This is a genomic window from Sorangium sp. So ce1504 (assembly GCF_051521635.1).
GTDB classification, from domain to species: domain Bacteria; phylum Myxococcota_A; class Polyangia; order Polyangiales; family Polyangiaceae; genus Sorangium; species Sorangium cellulosum_B.
In genome coordinates this window covers 5,847,501-5,863,916 of record NZ_CP150365.1, presented here as the reverse complement: position 1 = coordinate 5,863,916, position 16,416 = coordinate 5,847,501, and the positions used below count along the sequence as shown (strand labels likewise).

Genomic DNA, 16,416 nt, shown 5'->3' with positions numbered 1-16,416 from the left:
TCCAGGCTGGCGCGATGACCTGGATCGAGCGGACTTTGCCGCCTCGTGGCCCTCGCCGCGGCGCGCCCGAGAGGATTGCTGGAGCCGGCGAGCGGCCTTAGGAGCCCCACCAGGATCGCGGCGCCGAAGCGCACCCCACGCCCTCTGCGCGTCCGGGGTGGAGGGACGGTTTTACGCCGGAGCTGTCCGCGATCGAGGAGCGGCGAGAAATGGTGCGCATTCCGATGTTCGTCGTCGCGTTGCCCTGCAGCATGCTCGCGCTCACGGCGGCCTGCTCCGATCCCGCCCCGCCCACGCCGCCGCAGCCCGCCACCGACCCGGCGGCGGAGGAGGCCGCGCGGTTCATCGATGCGGCCGAGGCGGAGCTGCACGAGCTCAGCACCTACAACAACCGCGCGGCGTGGGTGGCGGCGACGTACATCACCGTCGACACCGAGATCCTCGCGGCCGCGGCGAGCGCGAAGCTGCTCGGAGTGCAGGCCGATTACGCGAAGCGGGCCGCCCGCTTCCTCGACCTCGATCTGCCCTATGACGTCCGCCGTCGGCTCGAGCTCCTGCGAACGTCCCTCACGCTCTACGCACCCGCCGATCCCGCGAAAACGAAGGAGGTCGCGACCATCGCGTCGAGGCTGGAGGCCATGTACGGAGCGGGCAAGTACTGCCCCGCGAGCGGCGAGTGCCTCAATCTCGAGGACCTGAGCAGGACCCTCGCGAAGAGCCGCGACCCCGAGGAGCTGAAGCGGGCGTGGGTCGGCTGGCACACGGTCTCTGTTCCCATGCGGGGCGATTTCACGCGGCTCGTCCAGCTGGCGAACGAGGGCGCCCGCGAGCTCGGGTTCAAGGACACAGGCGACGCGTGGCGCTCGAAATTCGAGATGCGGCCCGGCGTGCTGTCGCGGGAGGTCGATCGCCTCTGGGGGCAGGTCAAGCCGCTCTACGACGCGCTCCACTGCTACGCGCGGGGCCGGCTCGCCTCGAAGTACGGCGAGGACGTCGTGCCCGGCAAGGGCCCGATCCGGGCGGATCTGCTCGGCAACATGTGGGCGCAAGACTGGAGCAACATCTACGATCTCGTGGAGCCCGAGGGAGCGGCGCCGATCTACGATCTCGACACCGCGCTGCAGGCGAAGGGGTACACGCCGATCGAGATGGTGAAGACGGGAGAGCGCTTCTTCGTCTCGCTCGGGTTCGAGCCGCTCCCGGCCACCTTCTGGGAGCGGTCGCTCTTCGTCAAGCCGGCGGATCGCGACGTCGTCTGCCACGCGAGCGCGTGGAACATCGACGACGAGGAGGATCTGCGCATCAAGATGTGCATCGAGATCACGGCCGGCGACTTCCAGACGATCCACCACGAGCTCGGCCACACCTTTTACCAGCGGGCATACAAGGACCTGCCGCTCCTGTACCGCGACAGCCCCAACCCCGCGTTCCACGAGGCCATCGGCGACACGATCGGGCTCTCGGTCAGTCCGGAGTACCTCCAGCGGATCGGGCTCGTGGACCAGCTGCCCCCCGCCTCCAGCGACCTCTCGCTCCTCCTCCGCGAGGCACTCGGCAAGATCGCCTTCCTGCCGTTCGCCGTCTCGGTCGACCGGTGGCGCTGGGGGGTGTTCTCGGGGGACATCCAGCCGGCGGGATACAACAAGGCCTATTGGGAGATCCGGAGGAGGTACCAGGGGGTCGTGCCGCCGGTGCCTCGCTCCGAGTCGGACTTCGATCCTGGCGCGAAGTACCATGTGGCGGCGAGCGTCCCGTATATCCGGTACTTCTTCGCCCATATCCTCCAGTTCCAGTTCCACCGCGCGCTCTGCGACGCAGCGGGGTACAAGGGGCCGCTCCACCGCTGCACGATTTACGGCAGCGAGAAGGCCGGCGAGCGCCTCCGGCGGATGCTGGAGATGGGGCGGAGCCGCCCGTGGCCGGAGGCGCTCGAGGTGGTGACGGGATCGCGGCGGATGGATGCGGCGGCGATGCTCGACTACTTCGGGCCGCTCAAGGACTGGCTCGACCAGCAGAACCGCGGCAAGACGTGCGGGTGGTAGGCGGGGGCGCGCGGGATCAGGCCTGCGGCGGCGGCAGGTAGTCCGGCGGCGGCGTGTAGAAGGCGAAGCGCGTGACCGCGTGGTAGCCCATCACCTCGTACACGGGCCGCCCCAGGTCCGTCGCGTGGAGGACGGTCTTCTGGGCGCCGGTGGCGCTCAGCGCATCGTCGAGACAGCAGCGCATCACCGCCTCGGCGTAGCCTTTGCGCCGGTGTTCGGCCGCGGTGGCCACGAAGCCCACGTACCGGATCCCCGCCACCATGAACGTCGCCGCGCAGCATACCGGCTGGTCGCCCACGTAGCCGACCCGCCCGAACGCCCGGTCGTCCCACAACGCCTCGTGGGCAAGGGCGGCGCGCCCGGTGGGGAGCGGGAGGCCGTAGGCGACGGAGTTGAGATCGGCGACGGCGGCGCGCGTCTCGGCGTCGCCCACGCGCCTGAGCTCCAGGCCGGCGATCTCCCGCCGCGGGGCGGGGAGCGCGTCGGCCACCATGCCCATGATCGACACCGCAGGTTGGAAGCCGAGCCCGGCCAGGAGCTCGGCGGTCGCCTCCGCGTCGCCGCCGGGCGCCCAGCTGTCGGACAGCGCGAAGAACCAGGGAACGCCGCCGGTCCGGGCGAGCTCGGCGCCGATGCGCGCGCGCCGCTCCAGATCCGTGAGGTTACCGGCCGGCGAGGAGAGCGTGGCGATGTTGAGCAGGGCCATGTCCGTGCCCGAGAGGATGACGGAGACACCGTCCGTGTGCTCGATCCGGTGGCCGGGGAGGCAGCGGCTGAAGTGGATCCAGGCGGCCAGGAACTGCGCGTTGCACTCTGCGATCTCGGTCGGGTCGGACATGGGAGACCTCCTCTGGATCGAGATATACCGGGCCAGGCGCCCGGCGATCGAGCTTTCGCAGTCGAGCGCGCGGGCCTCGCGATGCTGCCGTGGCCGTCGGCTCGGCAGCAGCAGAGCGCTCTGGCCGGCAGGATGATCCGATCGAACCTGGCGGATCAGGGCGCCGGATGTGATGAAACCAATACGAAGGCGCCAATCCCAAAAGGACGCGGACCGGAGGGCGGAGGTGCGCCGACGGGCGCGAGGGGGCCGAGGTCAGCGCCGCTCGTCCCCCCCCTCGGGCGGCCTCACGGCTCGACCGACCCCAGCGTGTGGCAGTTGTTGCACGAGAAGTCGCCATTGCCGGTCGTGGGGTCGTACTGGACGCGCTGGAGCAGGCTGGCCATCTCGGGCACGACCTTCTCGAACATGAAGGTGCTCCACTCCGCGCGCTCGGGGTGCTCCGGGTCTTGCACGTACTCGAGGAACCCCTCCTCGGAGTCGGGCAGCACGGCGATCTCCGGGCTCGGCATGGCGTAGGCGCGCGTGGGCCCGTCGGCGCCGTGGCACGTCGCGCAGTCCATGGTCTCGAACGCCGGGTCGTACGCCACGAACACCTCCTTCATCCGCGGCAGGACGTCGCTGTTCATGTACGCGACGCGCTGCTCGAAGCTCATGTCCTTCCACGCGGTCGGCTCCGGATCGCTGGAGTCCTCCGCGCCACCGCACGCGGCGACGAACAGGCACGCTGCCATCGAGACGCGCCTCACGACCGCGCTCCTCGTCCGGCGATCGGAACGCGGCGGCGCGTGATCCGGCAGCTCTCGCGCTGCCTTCGCGTCGTTGGTGGCCGGTTCCGCGGTGATCATGGATCGCATGTCGTATCTCCTCTCCTGGGTCGAGCTGGCTCGAAGCGGGTCGTCCGGACGGCACTGACCGGATGCGCCCTGGTTCTACCGTCACGACGAACGGGCGGGCCCGAGATCGACACGCTCAGCGATGTTTTTTTGCTGCCGCCATCTGTCGACAACTGCTTGAAACTGCTGGGTCATGAGCGCGCCGTCGCGGCGAGCCCCAACGTCGACTGACGTCGCCTGATGTCGCCTGATGTCCACTGATCTCGGCTGAGTTCGCCTGATCTCGACGGACGCGAACCGGGCCAGGGGCAGGGATGCTTTCTTGGAGCCTCTCACGAGGGCGACGCCGCGGCGCCGGGGCTGGCGTCGGGCGAGGGAGCGGAGAGGGGCGCGGACAACAGCGCCTCTGCGCACGGCGCGATCACGGCGCGCACGGCGTTTAGGTGGCAGCGCGCCCGCTCCGCCTCGGTGAGCCGGCCGTGGTCGCGCCATGCGGCGGCGTCGATCCCGGCGCGCTCGCCGAGGTCCGCGCCGCGCACCTGGGCGAGCGCCTCGTCGAACGCGCGCGCCACGGCCGCGCGCACCGGCTCGCCGCCGCGCGCCACGGCCCAGCGCACGAACGCCCACGCGAGCTCGGCGTGAGCGGCCTCGTCGGCCGCGATCCTGTCGAGGCTACGGCGCGCCTCGGGGTCGCGCGCGCGGTCCCGCTGCGCGCTGGCCAGGAGCGCGGCGAGCGTCTCGCCCACGCAGCCCTCGCGCACCGCGCTGGCCGCGGCGCCGGCGAGCGTGGGCGCGCCGAGCGCGCCGTCCATGGCCATCGGCCCCGGGCCGAGCGGCCGGCCGGCGTAGCGGCTCGCGAGCGTGAAGCACGCCCTCGCGTGCTGCAGCTCGTCCGACAGGGCGCGGTGCGCGGCGTCGATCAGGGCGGGCGGCGCGCCGAGGGCGAGCAGATCGAGCGTGAAGCGCGCGAAGGACGCGATCGAGGCGTGCTCCAGGCGCGCGTCGGCGAGCCACGCCTCGGCTAGGGCGGCGCGCGTCGCGGGATCGAGCGCTGTCACGTCGTCCGCCGCAGGATCGAGCACCCAGTCGGCGCGCGCCTCGACGCCGGCCAGGCGCGGCTCGCCGCCCACGAGGAACGGGCGGCCGCAGGCGCCGATGCCCGGGTCGTCGACGTCGTAGCAGCACTGACCGTCCTCCAGCCGGCCATTCTCGTAGCTCACGCAGGACACGGGGTTCGGATGGTAGTCGCTCGGGCAGGCCTCGGCGCTCCCTCCCGCGCCGCCGGCCCCGCCGTCCCCGTCGCCGGCGTTTGCCTGGATCTCTTCCAGCGAGAAGCACCTCGTCTGGACGCTGCTCTGACCGCCGGCGCCGCCTTGACCCGCAGCGCCGCCCTGACCCGCGGCGCCGCCCTGACCCGCAGCGTTGCTCTGACCGCCGGCGCCGCCCTGACCACCCGCGCCCGTACCTGTCTCCGTGCCCTCCACGGCGCCATCGACGCAGCCGACAGCCAACGACAGGCCGGTGAACATGCCGGCTCCCACGACGTGCATGATGCGCGCCCGAAGATCTCTTGTCATGGTGCTTTGCCTCCTGCGATGTGCCGTCCCTCGGCACAGCATCAGGATGTTTCCTGATCTCCGGGACGCGGTCACGCCGCGCCGAGCGTCACCGGCACGGCCGTGGGTTTTCTGAAGAACAGGCTGGGCGCGTAGCTCGGTCGCGCCGTGGCGGCGAGGCGTAGCCCGGGGAACGCCGCGCGCAGCGCCTGCACGGCGCACCTCGCCTCGATGCGCGCGAGGGGAGCGCCGATGCACGTGTGGACCCCCCAGCCGAAGCCGAGGTGCCGCCCGCGCGGGGTGGCGACGGGGCGGGTCACGTCGAACCGCTCCGGGCTCGGGAAGACCGTGGGGTCGTGGTTGGCGGCCCCGAAGAAGGCGAACGCCGTGGCGCCCGCGGGGATCTCGACGCCGCCGACGACCGCGGGCGCCGTCGCGCGCCGCGGCTCCATCTGCACGGGCGCGTCGATCCGGAGCGTCTCCTCGATCGCCGCCTGGAGCAGCGCCGTGTCGCCGCCGATGGCGTCCCAGAGCGCGGGCGCCTCCAGCAGGCGGAGCACGAGCGATCCGATCAGGCTCGCGACGGTCTCGTAGCCGGCGAAGAACAGGACGATGATATGCGAGATCATCTCGTCGACCGACAGCGGCGCCTCGCCGTCGACGCGGGCGCCGATCAGGGCGGTGATGAGGTCGTCGGCGGGCTCGGCGCGGCGCCGCTCGATGAGGGCGGCCAGGTAGCGCTCGTAGGAGACGAACCGCCGCGCCGCCTCCACCTTTCGCGCCGTGTCGGCCGTCGGATCGTAGAGAATGAACCGCTCGTCCTGGCAGGCCCTGAGCAGGGGCGCGTCCTCGAGCGGTATCCCGACGAGGGCGGCGCTCATCTGCAAGGGGAGCGGGAAGGCGAGCGCCTGCATCAGATCCACAGGGCCGCTGCCGGGGTCCATGGCGCGCACCAGCGCGTCCGCGGCCCGGGCGATCGCCGGCTCGAGGGAGGCGACCCTCGCTGGCGTGAACCCCTTGGAGAACAGCGCCCGCGCGCGCGTGTGCCCGGGAGGGTCGTTGTTGAAGAGCGCCGGCGGCAGCTCGTACACGCCCTGCTTGAGCTCGGCGATCACCTCCGGCGGCAGATCCGGCGGCAGGTCGAGGATGTGCGCGGAAGAGAAGGCGACCGGCTCGCGGAGCACCTGCGTGAGCTCGGCGTGGCCCGTGACGAGGTAGGCGGAAAACGCCTCGCTGTAAGCGACCGGCGCCTCCCGGTGGGCCGCCTGATAGAACGCGCGCGCGGGGTCGTCTGCAAAACCCGGCGAGAAGGGCTGGAACAGCGCGCCGACCCGGCGCGCGCTCTCGCCGGCCGGCGGGCGCTGAGGGGTGTTCTCGTCAAGCATCGGTCCCGAGCGTACCGGGTCCGGCGAGCGAGGGAAACAGCCCGGGAGATCAGTAGAACGCCCACCCGAGGAGGGCGCTCGCGCGCAGCGCGTCGGGGCCTGCGAGCCACGCGTCGCCGCGGAGGATGAGCGTCGCGTTGCCCGACGCGTCGGAGCAGCACGGGCCGATGTGCAGCCCGATCTCCGGCGAGAGCGAGGGGCGCACCACGGGCCAGAACTCCACGGTCGTGCCCAGGCCTGCCAGGAAGCCGAACGCCCCGCCGCTCGGGTGGTAGACGCCGCGGTAGCCGGCGCGCGCGCGAAACGTCACGTCGGCCTGTTCGCCCGCGGTCGCGCCGCGCTGCTCGCCGAGCGCGAGGCCGGGCGCGAGCACGACGCGGTGGTTCGTGAGCACTGCCGTCTTCGGCTCGGAGCCGTCCAGAACCACGGGGATCTGAAACGACCACGCGGCGAGGAAGCGACCGCCGCCCTTCGAGCCGAGCGCCAGATCGCCGCCGAGCTCGGACGGGAGGAGCGAGAGCCCGACACCCACGGCGATCGCGCGCTCGAGGCCGTCCAGCGGCACCGAATCCGCGCGGGCGGCGCGCGGCGCGCAGGCGTAGACGAGGACCGCCGCGATGGTCATGCTCGCGGCGCGGTGTGCGGAGGGGCCAGCGTGCACCACGCGAGTATATCGCGGCGTCGAGGGGGCCACTACCGCCCTCGGCGCCGCCTCGATCTCGATCAGGCGGCCATGCTCGGCCGGGCCGTCGCGCGGCGCGCCGCCGGCTGGGCTCTACAGGTCGGTGATGAAATCACATCCGATGCTCCTGCCGAGAGAGTGGCAGTGGATGGCGGTCTCCGGCGCCAGGTCCGTGCGATGGATGTTGGGGGTCCGGTAACAGGTGGACTGGTCATTGCCGACGATGATGTACGCCCACCGCCTCCCCGTCGGGGTGGGGCCCGACATCGTGCAATCGAGCCTGCTCCCTGCCACGAAGCCGGTCACGATCGCTTGCTCGGTCTCGCCGGCTTCTTCGCTGTCGACCGACGGATCCATGGAACCCACGCACGCCGAGCCGGTGACGCAGACGAGCCCTGTCACGAGCGCCATGCCGAGCCAGTTCTGGAGATTGCGACGATTGCTCATACTTCCCCTCTTTCTACGACGGAGGCTCGTTACGGTGGAGCCCCGGTGGTCACCGTTCGCGAGCCTCGTCGGATTCACGAGCAAGAGCTATGCTCGGGGCGTCTGTCACCCGACGCTACAGCGTCACTCGCATGACTTCAGATATCGAGGCATCTCCGCTCCCGGGGCAAAATCTTGCGACAGGGACGCGGAGAACGTCACGAGAGACTGGGAAACGAGCGACATCGAAGATGGATAAGGTCGCCAGCGACACGCCGCCTGGCGACAGGACATGGAGAACGCCGCCAGGGACACGGAATCGAGCGACTTGGATATGGAGATCTTGGCCAGGGACAACGGCCGGGGCCGATGGCGACCTGCGGTATTGTCGCCAGAGACACGGAGACCGCCGTCAGGGCCGGGGTATGGCGGGACAGGGACGGGGTACGGCGCGCTAGGGACAAGACGCGACGTACCAGGGACACCCGGGAGCGCCTTCGCCTGTCCCTGGAGCGACAAGCGGGTGGAAAACGCCTGAAAAGAGCAAAATTTCGAGCCGCCAAGGCGCCAAGGACGCCAAGATAATGTTCTGTTCTTGGCGCCTTGGCGGCTTATTTCTCGCTTGAACGACGTGAGACGTGCTTCCGCGCTGCCGTCGCGCCAGATCCTGCGCGCTCACGGGCGCCGCGGGGGAGCGCGCAGGACGGGGCCGCGCGCGCCATCGCGCGGCCCGCGCTTCACAGCACGTGCGGGAGCGGCAAGGCGATCCCGGTGAGCGGCGGCATCTGACCAACGCGCGCCAGCGCATCACCGTACGCGGCGTCTCCGCTGCGGAGGTCGCCGAGCCGGCGCCGCGCGAAGCGGATGTCGTCGAAGACCGCGGTGCAGCCGTCGCCCGCGGGCGACTGGGCCGAGAAGCCGACGGCGAGCTCCGCCGTGCTGCCCAGCGAGAAGCTGCGGACGAGGTGCCATGTCGTCCCGTCGGTGGAGGCGTGGAACGCGCACACCCGCCCGAGCCGCGAGACGCGCAGCCAGACGTGATCCGCATCGACCTCGAAGGATCGGCGGTCGTCCGACAGGCCGCGGGTCACCACGGAGACGACCGTCGGGGCGCCCTCCGGCGAGAGCTCGAAGCAGAGCTTCGCCCACGAGCGCTCGTGCGCCCAGAGGAGCAGCACGCCGGCGTCGCGCACGGCCGAGAAGCCCACGGTCACCCGCGCGCTGGCGAGGAAGTCCCCGTGCGGCGTCCCGAGCAAGCGCGGCGCGTTCAGCGCGCCCCGGGTGCGCTCCGGATCGAGGAACAGGTCGGTCTTGCCGCCCGCCGTGACGGTCAGGCTCGACGCTTTCCCGGCGCTCCAGCTCCTGGGTGGTACCTCCCAGCGGAGTGGTGTGGGCCACGGCGTTAGGTGCACAGGTTCACTCACCTCGTCTCCCTCCCCTGCATCGCGTCGATGGTACCGGAGTGTGCTCCTGCGTTGTCGTGGAATCGTTTCGGTGTGTATGGAGGATCTCGGTTCTATGCGAATTACCGTCCTTCTGATCTCCTGCTGCTCGGTTGGAATCCTGGCAGGGTGCTTCACCTCGCGGAAGGGACCGCCGGAGTTCCTTCTCGGCGCGAGGGCGGTGCGGACATCACCTGGTGGCGATGGCGCCCGGGACGAAAACGCAGGCACCGGGGTCACCGGCACCGGCTATGCGGACGCCGCGGCCGCCCTCGTCGGTGCGGCCGGATCGACCGTCGCGAACCGCGCGGTGTACGACACCTGCTACGCGGCGTGTCCAACCGGGACGGCGTGCGACGCGGCCACGGGGATGTGTGTGCGGCAGCCGTGCGGGGGGAAATGCCCGGCCGACTACCGCTGCAAGGTCGTCGAGGGGAAGGAGGCCTGCGTCCTCGGCGAGCCCGACCGCGGCGCGGTGTCGCCGCCGGCCGCGCCCGGGGCAGGGGAGCTCGGGCCGGGAGCGGCGCCCGGGGATGCGCCGGGGCCGCGCGTCAACTGAGGAGCGACGCCCCGCTCGCTCACCGCCCCTCGATCCGCCTCATCACCTCTGCATAGACCTCGCGCCGGTCCGGCCGAGCGCGGCCCAGCGCGTCCTTGAGCGCGGGGATCGCCGGCGCGCCCACGTGCCCGAGCCCCTCCGCGGCCGCGCGGCGGACGACCGCGTGCGGGTGCAGGAGCAGACCCACGATCGCGGGGAGCGCCGGCGGCCACGGCGCAAAACAGAGGATCCGGATCGCCGAGCGGACCACGTCCGGCAGCGGATCCGAGAGGAGCGCGCACGTCGCGCGCAGGTAGGCGGCGCGATCGACCGCGTCGCGGAGCAGCCGGTGCGCGTGGAGCCGCACCCGGGGGCGCCGATCGCCGAGCAGCTCCACGAGCAGCGCCGCGAGCTCCCCGTCGGGCGCCCCGGCCAGCGCCGAGAGCGCCCGGCGCGCCTGCTCCGCGTCCCCTTCGCGCGCGAGCCGCACGAGCTCCTGCCGCGCCGGACCTCGGTCGCTCGCCTCGGGCGCCCGTGGCTCCCGGCGCGCGCGCAGCGCCTCCAGCGCCCGCGCGTCCTCGGCAGCGCGTCCCCCTCCGGGCGGCCGGAGCGGGCCATCGTCGAGCGAGAGCTGCCCGGCCAGATCGGCGCGCCCCTCGGCGCGGAGGCGCTCCACCACGGCCTCGATCTCCGGCGTCCGGAGCAGCCGCTCCCCCGCGATCAGATCGAGGTAGCCCCACGCCCCCTGCCGGAGGCGATCGACCAGCCGAGCCGCCCGCGCGTCGGGCGCGACGCGTCGGATCGCCTGGGCCGCCGCCGCGCGCGTCGCCGGCGCGCCCGACTCCCACCACGAGAGCAGCTGCGGGAACAGGCGCTCCGCTTCCGGCGGCATCAGCAGGTCCGCGAGGCGCGCTGCGCGCTCCCGGCGCGCCTCGTCGGCCGGGTCGCCCCGGAGCTCTTCCTGGGAGAGATCGAGCAGCGAGGGCGCCAGGGAGGGCAGCCCCGGGCGGTCCACGCCGTCCATGTCGCCGCGCAGGTAGGCCTGCAGCGCGGCGGCGCGGGCGTCGGGCTCCGGCCACGAGAGGAGCGCGACGGCGGCCTTGCTCCGGAGCTCGGGCGCGGGCGCGGCCAGCATCGACAGCAGGCGCTCGCGGAGCGCGGCCGAGCGCGGCTGGTCGAGATCGGACAGCCGGGGCACCCGAGCGTCGCCGATCGGCGCGGCCGCCTGCTCGGCGAGGGTCCAGGGCGGCGCGCCGATCGGCTGGAGCGACTCCATCCAGTCGAGCAGCGCCGGCCGCGCCGCCTCGGCCGCGGCCGGGAACACCTCGATGAGCGCGGCGAGCTGCGCGCGCGAGCCGAGGCCGCCGCGCGGCCCCGCCCGGAGCGCCGCGAGCGCCGCCGGCTCCAGCGCCGCGGCCCGGAGCGCCGCCCGCCATGCGGCCGCGCCCTCGGGACCCTCGCCATCGCCCGCCTCGGCCGTCGCCCCGAACGCCTCGCGCAGGATCGCCGGCTCGGCCGTCCACGGATCGGCGGCGGCGCGCGCCATCGCGAGCGCCTGAACGACGTCGGCGCGCCCGAGGATCGCCCCGCACCGCCGCAGCAGCGCGAGCGGCGATCGGCGCGCCCCCGGCGCCGGCGCGAGCCCGCGCACGCGCGCCGCGACGCCGAGCGCCTCGGCGCGCGCGAGCTCGGGCGCCGCCTCCTCGAGCAGCGGGAGCAGCCCGTCGCGCAGATCGGCCGCCGCCGCGGCGAGCCCGTCGAGCAGCACCGCGGCGTGCCGGGCGTACAGGCGCGCCTCGGCGGGCGACCACGGGGCGGTGGACGCGCGGACGATCAGCCGGAGCGCCGCGTCGCGCAACGCCGGCTCGTCCGCTGCCAGGCGGAGCCACTCCGGCGCGAGCTTCCTCAGGGCGGCGAGCCACCGCTGCGTCAGCGCCGCCTGCCGCTCGAGCAGGCGCCGCGCCGTCGCGTCGTCCCAGCCGTCGCGGGCGAGCGCGGCAGCGAGCGCGTCCGCGGCGCCTGCGGGCGCGTCCGCGGCGCCTGAGGGAGGCGCGGCGCCCGGCCGCCCTCGCTCGCGGGCGGGGAGGCCGTGCGCCTCGAGCTCCACGGCGAGCTCGTCGGCGGTCCCGGAGGCGAGGGCGATCTCGCCATCGACCACCCGCTCGAGCAGCCGCGCCGCCGCGGCCGATCCCTGGCGGAGCCCGCTCCGGATCGCCTGCGCCGACAGCTTGCCGCTCAGGGCGTCGAGCAGCCGGTCGCGGGCGCGCTCGTCCTCCACGGCCCCTGCGGCGGCGAGGATCGTCGCCTCGCAGGCCGGCCCGACGATCGCCCGCAGCGCGGCCTCGAGCGCCGCGCGCAGCCCCGGGTTGTCGTGGCGGCCGAGCCAGAAGACGAGCTTCGGCGCGGCCTCGGGCCCGCCCGCCCGCGCCAGGGCCTCGGCAGCCGTCTTCTTGATGCTCATGTTCGGGTGATCGAGGCACGCGGCGATGGCGGGGCAGGCCCAGCGCGCCCCCATGCCCCCGAGCGCGCGCAGCGCCTGCCTCGCCGTCTGCACGTCGCCCGCGCCCGTGAGGAGCGTCAGGCTGGCCGAGAGCGCCTCGGCGCCGTCCTCGGCGAGCAGCGGGATCACGCGCTTGCGCACGCGGGGATCGCGGTGGCGGAGCAAGCGCGGGACGCGCGAGCGCGCGGCCTGACCGCGCGCCGAGCGCAGCAGGTCGACGAGGAGCGCGCGCTCGCCCGCGGACACGCCGGGTCGGTCGAGGAGATCGAGGGCGAGGCTCGCGAGCAGCGCGTCGCCGGCAGCGCTCTCGCTCGCGGCGTCGAGGAGGCAGACAGGCCGGATCTTCCGGCGCTGATGGAGCCGCCGCCCGAGGCCGCGGATCGCCTCCGCGACATCGTCCGGGATCGCCGGCTCCGCGGGCCGCGCCGGGCCCCAGTCGAGGTCGCGATCGGGCGGCTCGGCTGGCCCGCCGGGGGCCCACGCTGCGGCGTGATCCGCCGCGATCCGGAGCAGCAGATCGGCGATCGCCGGCAGGGCGCTCGCGTCGCCCGCGCGCGCGAGCGCCCTGAGCGCGTCCGCTGGCGTGCACCGCTTCACCGCGCGCTGGAGCACCGCGAGCTCCGCCGCCTCGGCCCCGGCGAGGTCGGCGGCGATCTCGGCCGGCAGGTCCCGGGGGTTCAGGCGGGCGACGAGCGCGCGCCGGTCCGCCGGATCCTCCGTCAGGTGCCAGAGCAGCGCCGCGGCGCGGTGACGCTCGCCTCGGAGGTGCGGGGCGATGGCCTCGCCTGCGCCGCCCTTGCCGAGCGCGACCCGGAGCGCCTCCGCCGTGCGCGGGCCGCCGATCGCGGCGAGCGCCTCCAGGGCCGCGGCGGGCGCGCGCGGCAGGGCGGCGAGCACGTCGTCCTCCGCGGCCGCGTGGCGCAGGGCGCCCAGCGCGCGCAGGAGGGGGGCGGGCGAGGGCGCGTCGCGGAGCTTCTCGGCGAGCGCGTCGCCGAGCGGGAGATCCGCCGCGCCCTGCCGTGCCATGGCGACGATGATCTCGGCGCGGCGCGGCCAGCTCGCGTCGCCGCCCGGCGCCGCGACGAGCGCCGACAGGAGCGCGCGCCGGCAGGTGAAGGCGATCGCCGCGACGTCCTCCGCGGCGATCGCGGGATCGGCGAGGGCGAGATCGAGCAGGGCCGCCGCGTGCTCCGGGGCGGGGAAGTGCCCGCGCCGGTGCAGCGCGCGCAGGCAGGTGATCGCGCTCGGGCCGAGCAGCAGCGGATCGCCCCCCGCGACGCTCAGGATGGCGCCGACGTCCTCGCGGGTCGCGTGCTCGCCGAGGAGCGTGAGCGCCCGCTGCCGGAGCCGCGGCGGCGCGTCCTCGCGGGAGACGAACGCGCGGAGCGCGGCGCCCTCGCCGTGGCGCGCCGCCGTCTCCAGCGCGGCGGCGGCCACCTCGGGGGCGCCGCCGAGGAGCTCCTCCAGGCGCGCGCCCGGGAGCGGCGCGCCGGCGAGGACGGCCCAGGGCGCGGCGAGCTCCCGCAGCGCGCCTGCGACGATCGCGGGCGCCGCCGCGTCGAGCAGCGCGGCGAGCACCGCGCGCGCCTGATCGGGCGCGAGCAGCGCCGCGTACAGGCAGCGCCGGGTGAGGTCGAGCGCCGCGGCCGCGAGGACCGGATCGCGGCGCGCCGCGAGCTCGGGGAGGAGCGCCTCGGGCGCGGGGATCTCGGCCGGATCGAGCGCGTGGAGCGCCTGGTAGAGGAGCTCGCCGGCGGGCTCGCCGCGGACGGCCTCCGGCCGCGTGAGGATCTCGGTCCGGAGCCACGCGACGCGAACGGCGGCGGGGAGCGAGGCCTCGCGCCACGCCGGGAGGCGCTGATCCGGGAGGGAGGGCCACAGCTCGCGGTAGAGCCCGGCGAGGAGCAGCGCGACCTCCGGCGTCCTGTCCAGCGTGCGCGGGAGCAGCGCCGCGAGCTCTCGCCGCCCTGCGCTGCCCTCACGCCGGGCGGCCTGGGCCATCCGCGTGAGCCCGAGGTACCGCACGCGCTCGTCCTCGTGCTTGACGAGCTGGCGGAGCATCTCCTTGCAGCAGCGCGCTTCATCGACGTGCTCGACGTGCTCGGCGAGCCACCGCACGTCCGCGCGGCGGAGCGCCGCGGCGAACGTCTCGTCCAGGTGCACCATGGCGGCGCCATCGTAGACCGGCGCGCGGCGGCGCGGCGCCGGCAAAGCGATGGCCAGCGCCTTGTCACCGAGGCCGTCGGCGCGCGCTCACCGGGATGCCCGGCGCCTTGTCACCGAGGCCGTCGGCGCGCGGTCACTCCGAGTCACTCCGACGGCCTGCTCCCCGTCACGGCAGCGCGCGACAGATTCAGCAGCGCCTTCGCGCGCGAGTATGCGATGTACGGGTTGTCCGTGGAGCCGCCAAGATCGTCGGCGTCTTCCCCTGGCCCCTGCGCCCTCACCGGGAGCCAGAGGTAGTCGGGGTGCATCAACTTGCCGTTGATGCCGTTGACCAGGGCGGGGTTCCTGATCCACTCGCCGCCGATCACCGCCAGCCGATCGTCGAGCTCGAGCACGTAGTGGAGCTCCACGTTCATGACCGGGATGTTGCGCTGCGCGGGGGGCTGGAGGAGCTGCTCGGCGCTCACCTCGTCCGAGACCATCCCGTAGCGCCCGCTGACGCGGACGAAGCGCCTCGCGTACGGGTTGAACCGGTAATTGTAGCAATCCGCCCCCTGGAACCCGCCGTTACACACGAGCCGCGCTGCCTCCTGCGCGCTCACCTCCGCCATCGTGTCGATGGCGAACGACGTGACCGGGTAGCTCCACACCTCGCGGTGCCAGGTGTAGTCGACGACGAACGCGCGCCGCGCCCGAGCGCTGGATGTCGAGCTGATGGAGCTTGCGCCCAGCCCGAGGAGGCCGGTCATGGCGATGTGCATCGTCGCGGGGTTCAGGTCGCGGCACGCCGGATCGACGGGCCTGCCGTACTGATCGCGCTGGACGAGGTCCTCCCGCGCCTCGCAGCGCCGCCCGGACACCGTGGCCGAGTCGCTGTGGTACAGCTCGGTCATGAGCGCCTCGATATCGGCGGTGCGGAACAGGATGCACCCCGTCTCCACCGAAGCGCACGTCGTCACCTTGCCGCCCGAGAGCTTCACGCGGATGTCGCGCTGCGGCGGCCCGCCGTCCTCGGCGACGACGTAGGCCGCCCAGCCGTTGCAGTGTCCCCACCAGTACTCCGGGGTCACCCCTTGATACAGGCCGTGGTTCTTCAGCTCCCAGTACGTCGTCGGCCCCGCCACGCGCGTCGCCCGGGGAGCGCGCAGCCCGTCAGCCCGGCTCACCCCCAAGGTGATTGTGCCCGCGGGCGCATCGAGGGACCGGCCCTGTCCCGCGTAGAACAGGAGGTCGTACTTCTCGGCCGGCGAGAGATTGTCTGGATCGGACGTCAGATCGCCGTAGTCCTTGACCGCGGAGTTCCACCGGTCCGCGATGCCGTTCCTGTTTTGCGGCCACCACTGCGAGGCGAAGGGGCCCGTGGACTGGCCTTGCAGCAGGCTCGAGTTCAGGGCCACGTACGACCCCCTGAGCTCCGGATGCAGGCTCGTGGGCAGGTTCGCGCCGTCGATGGCCTCTCGCGTCCCGGTCAGCGGGATGAGGAGCGTGTGCGAGCCGCCGAGGATCTGCCCGGTCTCGGGCGAGAAGCCGAGCACGTACGGAATCGATCCACCCTCGATGAAGCGCGCCGTCTCCAGCCGCGCGCCGCTCCGTATCTGCAGAGCGGCCACGCCTTCGCGTGGCGGCTCTTGCTGATCCAGGTCCATACAGCCCAGCGCGAGAACCGCTGAGCCCACCGCCATCGCCCCGATGCGCATTGTCATGGCCGCTCCCCCCGACGCCTACCCTGTGCCACCTGGGTCGCCGGTGTCTGCAGAGGTCAGGCCAGCGGAGAGGAGGATGCGTCGCGCAATCGATGCACGCGCGCGGTACGCACGCGCAGCCGTGCTGCAGTGAAGGTCTCGTTAGTCCTTTGCGTACTCCTTTGCGTGCGGGCGCATGCGCTCCAGACGGCCGATGGTGCGCTCGCGCGGCTCTGGCCCGCGCACGGAGAGCGTCCACGGCGGGCTTTCGCCCGGGAGGGGCTCCTGCAGCGTCACGTCCTCGTGCGAGCCGAGGTCGTGGC

General features: G+C 73.5%; 11 protein-coding genes. 2 read left to right on the top strand and 9 right to left on the bottom strand.

Annotation, left to right across the window (positions count from 1 at the left end; genetic code table 11):
• The first annotated feature begins 209 nt into the window (after positions 1-209).
• Positions 210-2,042: a M2 family metallopeptidase gene (locus tag WMF39_RS22015; protein ID WP_437747422.1), complete on the top strand. Its 1,833-nt coding sequence runs from the start codon at positions 210-212 to the stop codon at positions 2,040-2,042.
• 16 nt (positions 2,043-2,058) lie between these two features.
• Here the strand turns inward: WMF39_RS22015 and WMF39_RS22010 are convergent, their stop codons facing one another.
• From WMF39_RS22010 to WMF39_RS21980, 7 genes are all read right to left on the bottom strand, one after another.
• On the bottom strand, positions 2,059-2,880 hold the full coding sequence (locus WMF39_RS22010; RefSeq protein ID WP_437747421.1) for a GNAT family N-acetyltransferase: 822 nt from the start codon (positions 2,878-2,880) through the stop codon (positions 2,059-2,061).
• 287 nt (positions 2,881-3,167) lie between these two features.
• On the bottom strand, positions 3,168-3,737 hold the full coding sequence (locus WMF39_RS22005) for a hypothetical protein (RefSeq protein ID WP_437747420.1): 570 nt from the start codon (positions 3,735-3,737) through the stop codon (positions 3,168-3,170).
• A gap of 311 nt (positions 3,738-4,048) precedes the next feature.
• Positions 4,049-5,293 carry a ferritin-like domain-containing protein gene (locus WMF39_RS22000; protein ID WP_437747419.1) on the bottom strand — a complete coding sequence of 415 codons (1,245 nt, stop codon included), beginning with the start codon at positions 5,291-5,293 and terminating at the stop codon, positions 4,049-4,051.
• Between the two features lie 71 nt (positions 5,294-5,364).
• Positions 5,365-6,657 carry a cytochrome P450 gene (locus WMF39_RS21995; RefSeq protein WP_437747418.1) on the bottom strand — a complete coding sequence of 431 codons (1,293 nt, stop codon included), beginning with the start codon at positions 6,655-6,657 and terminating at the stop codon, positions 5,365-5,367.
• A gap of 49 nt (positions 6,658-6,706) precedes the next feature.
• Positions 6,707-7,318: a hypothetical protein gene (locus WMF39_RS21990; RefSeq protein WP_437747417.1), complete on the bottom strand. Its 612-nt coding sequence runs from the start codon at positions 7,316-7,318 to the stop codon at positions 6,707-6,709.
• A gap of 114 nt (positions 7,319-7,432) precedes the next feature.
• Complete coding sequence (locus tag WMF39_RS21985) at positions 7,433-7,786, bottom strand: hypothetical protein (RefSeq protein ID WP_437747416.1); 354 nt, start codon at positions 7,784-7,786, stop codon at positions 7,433-7,435.
• Positions 7,787-8,502: 716 nt separating this feature from the next.
• The gene (locus tag WMF39_RS21980) at positions 8,503-9,189 is read right to left on the bottom strand and encodes a DUF1349 domain-containing protein (protein WP_437747415.1); all 687 of its coding nucleotides are present in this window, start codon (positions 9,187-9,189) and stop codon (positions 8,503-8,505) included.
• 94 nt (positions 9,190-9,283) lie between these two features.
• On the opposite strand from WMF39_RS21980, the gene WMF39_RS21975 reads away from it, so the two are divergent.
• Positions 9,284-9,766: a hypothetical protein gene (locus WMF39_RS21975; RefSeq protein WP_437747414.1), complete on the top strand. Its 483-nt coding sequence runs from the start codon at positions 9,284-9,286 to the stop codon at positions 9,764-9,766.
• Positions 9,767-9,785: 19 nt separating this feature from the next.
• Here the strand turns inward: WMF39_RS21975 and WMF39_RS21970 are convergent, their stop codons facing one another.
• Entirely contained in the window at positions 9,786-14,411 is a 4,626-nt protein-coding gene (locus tag WMF39_RS21970; RefSeq protein WP_437747413.1) for a HEAT repeat domain-containing protein, read from the bottom strand.
• A 143-nt stretch (positions 14,412-14,554) separates the two neighbouring features.
• A complete protein-coding gene (locus tag WMF39_RS21965; protein ID WP_437747412.1) occupies positions 14,555-16,114 on the bottom strand; it encodes a hypothetical protein in 1,560 nt (519 codons plus the stop codon).
• Positions 16,115-16,416: the final 302 nt, after the last annotated feature.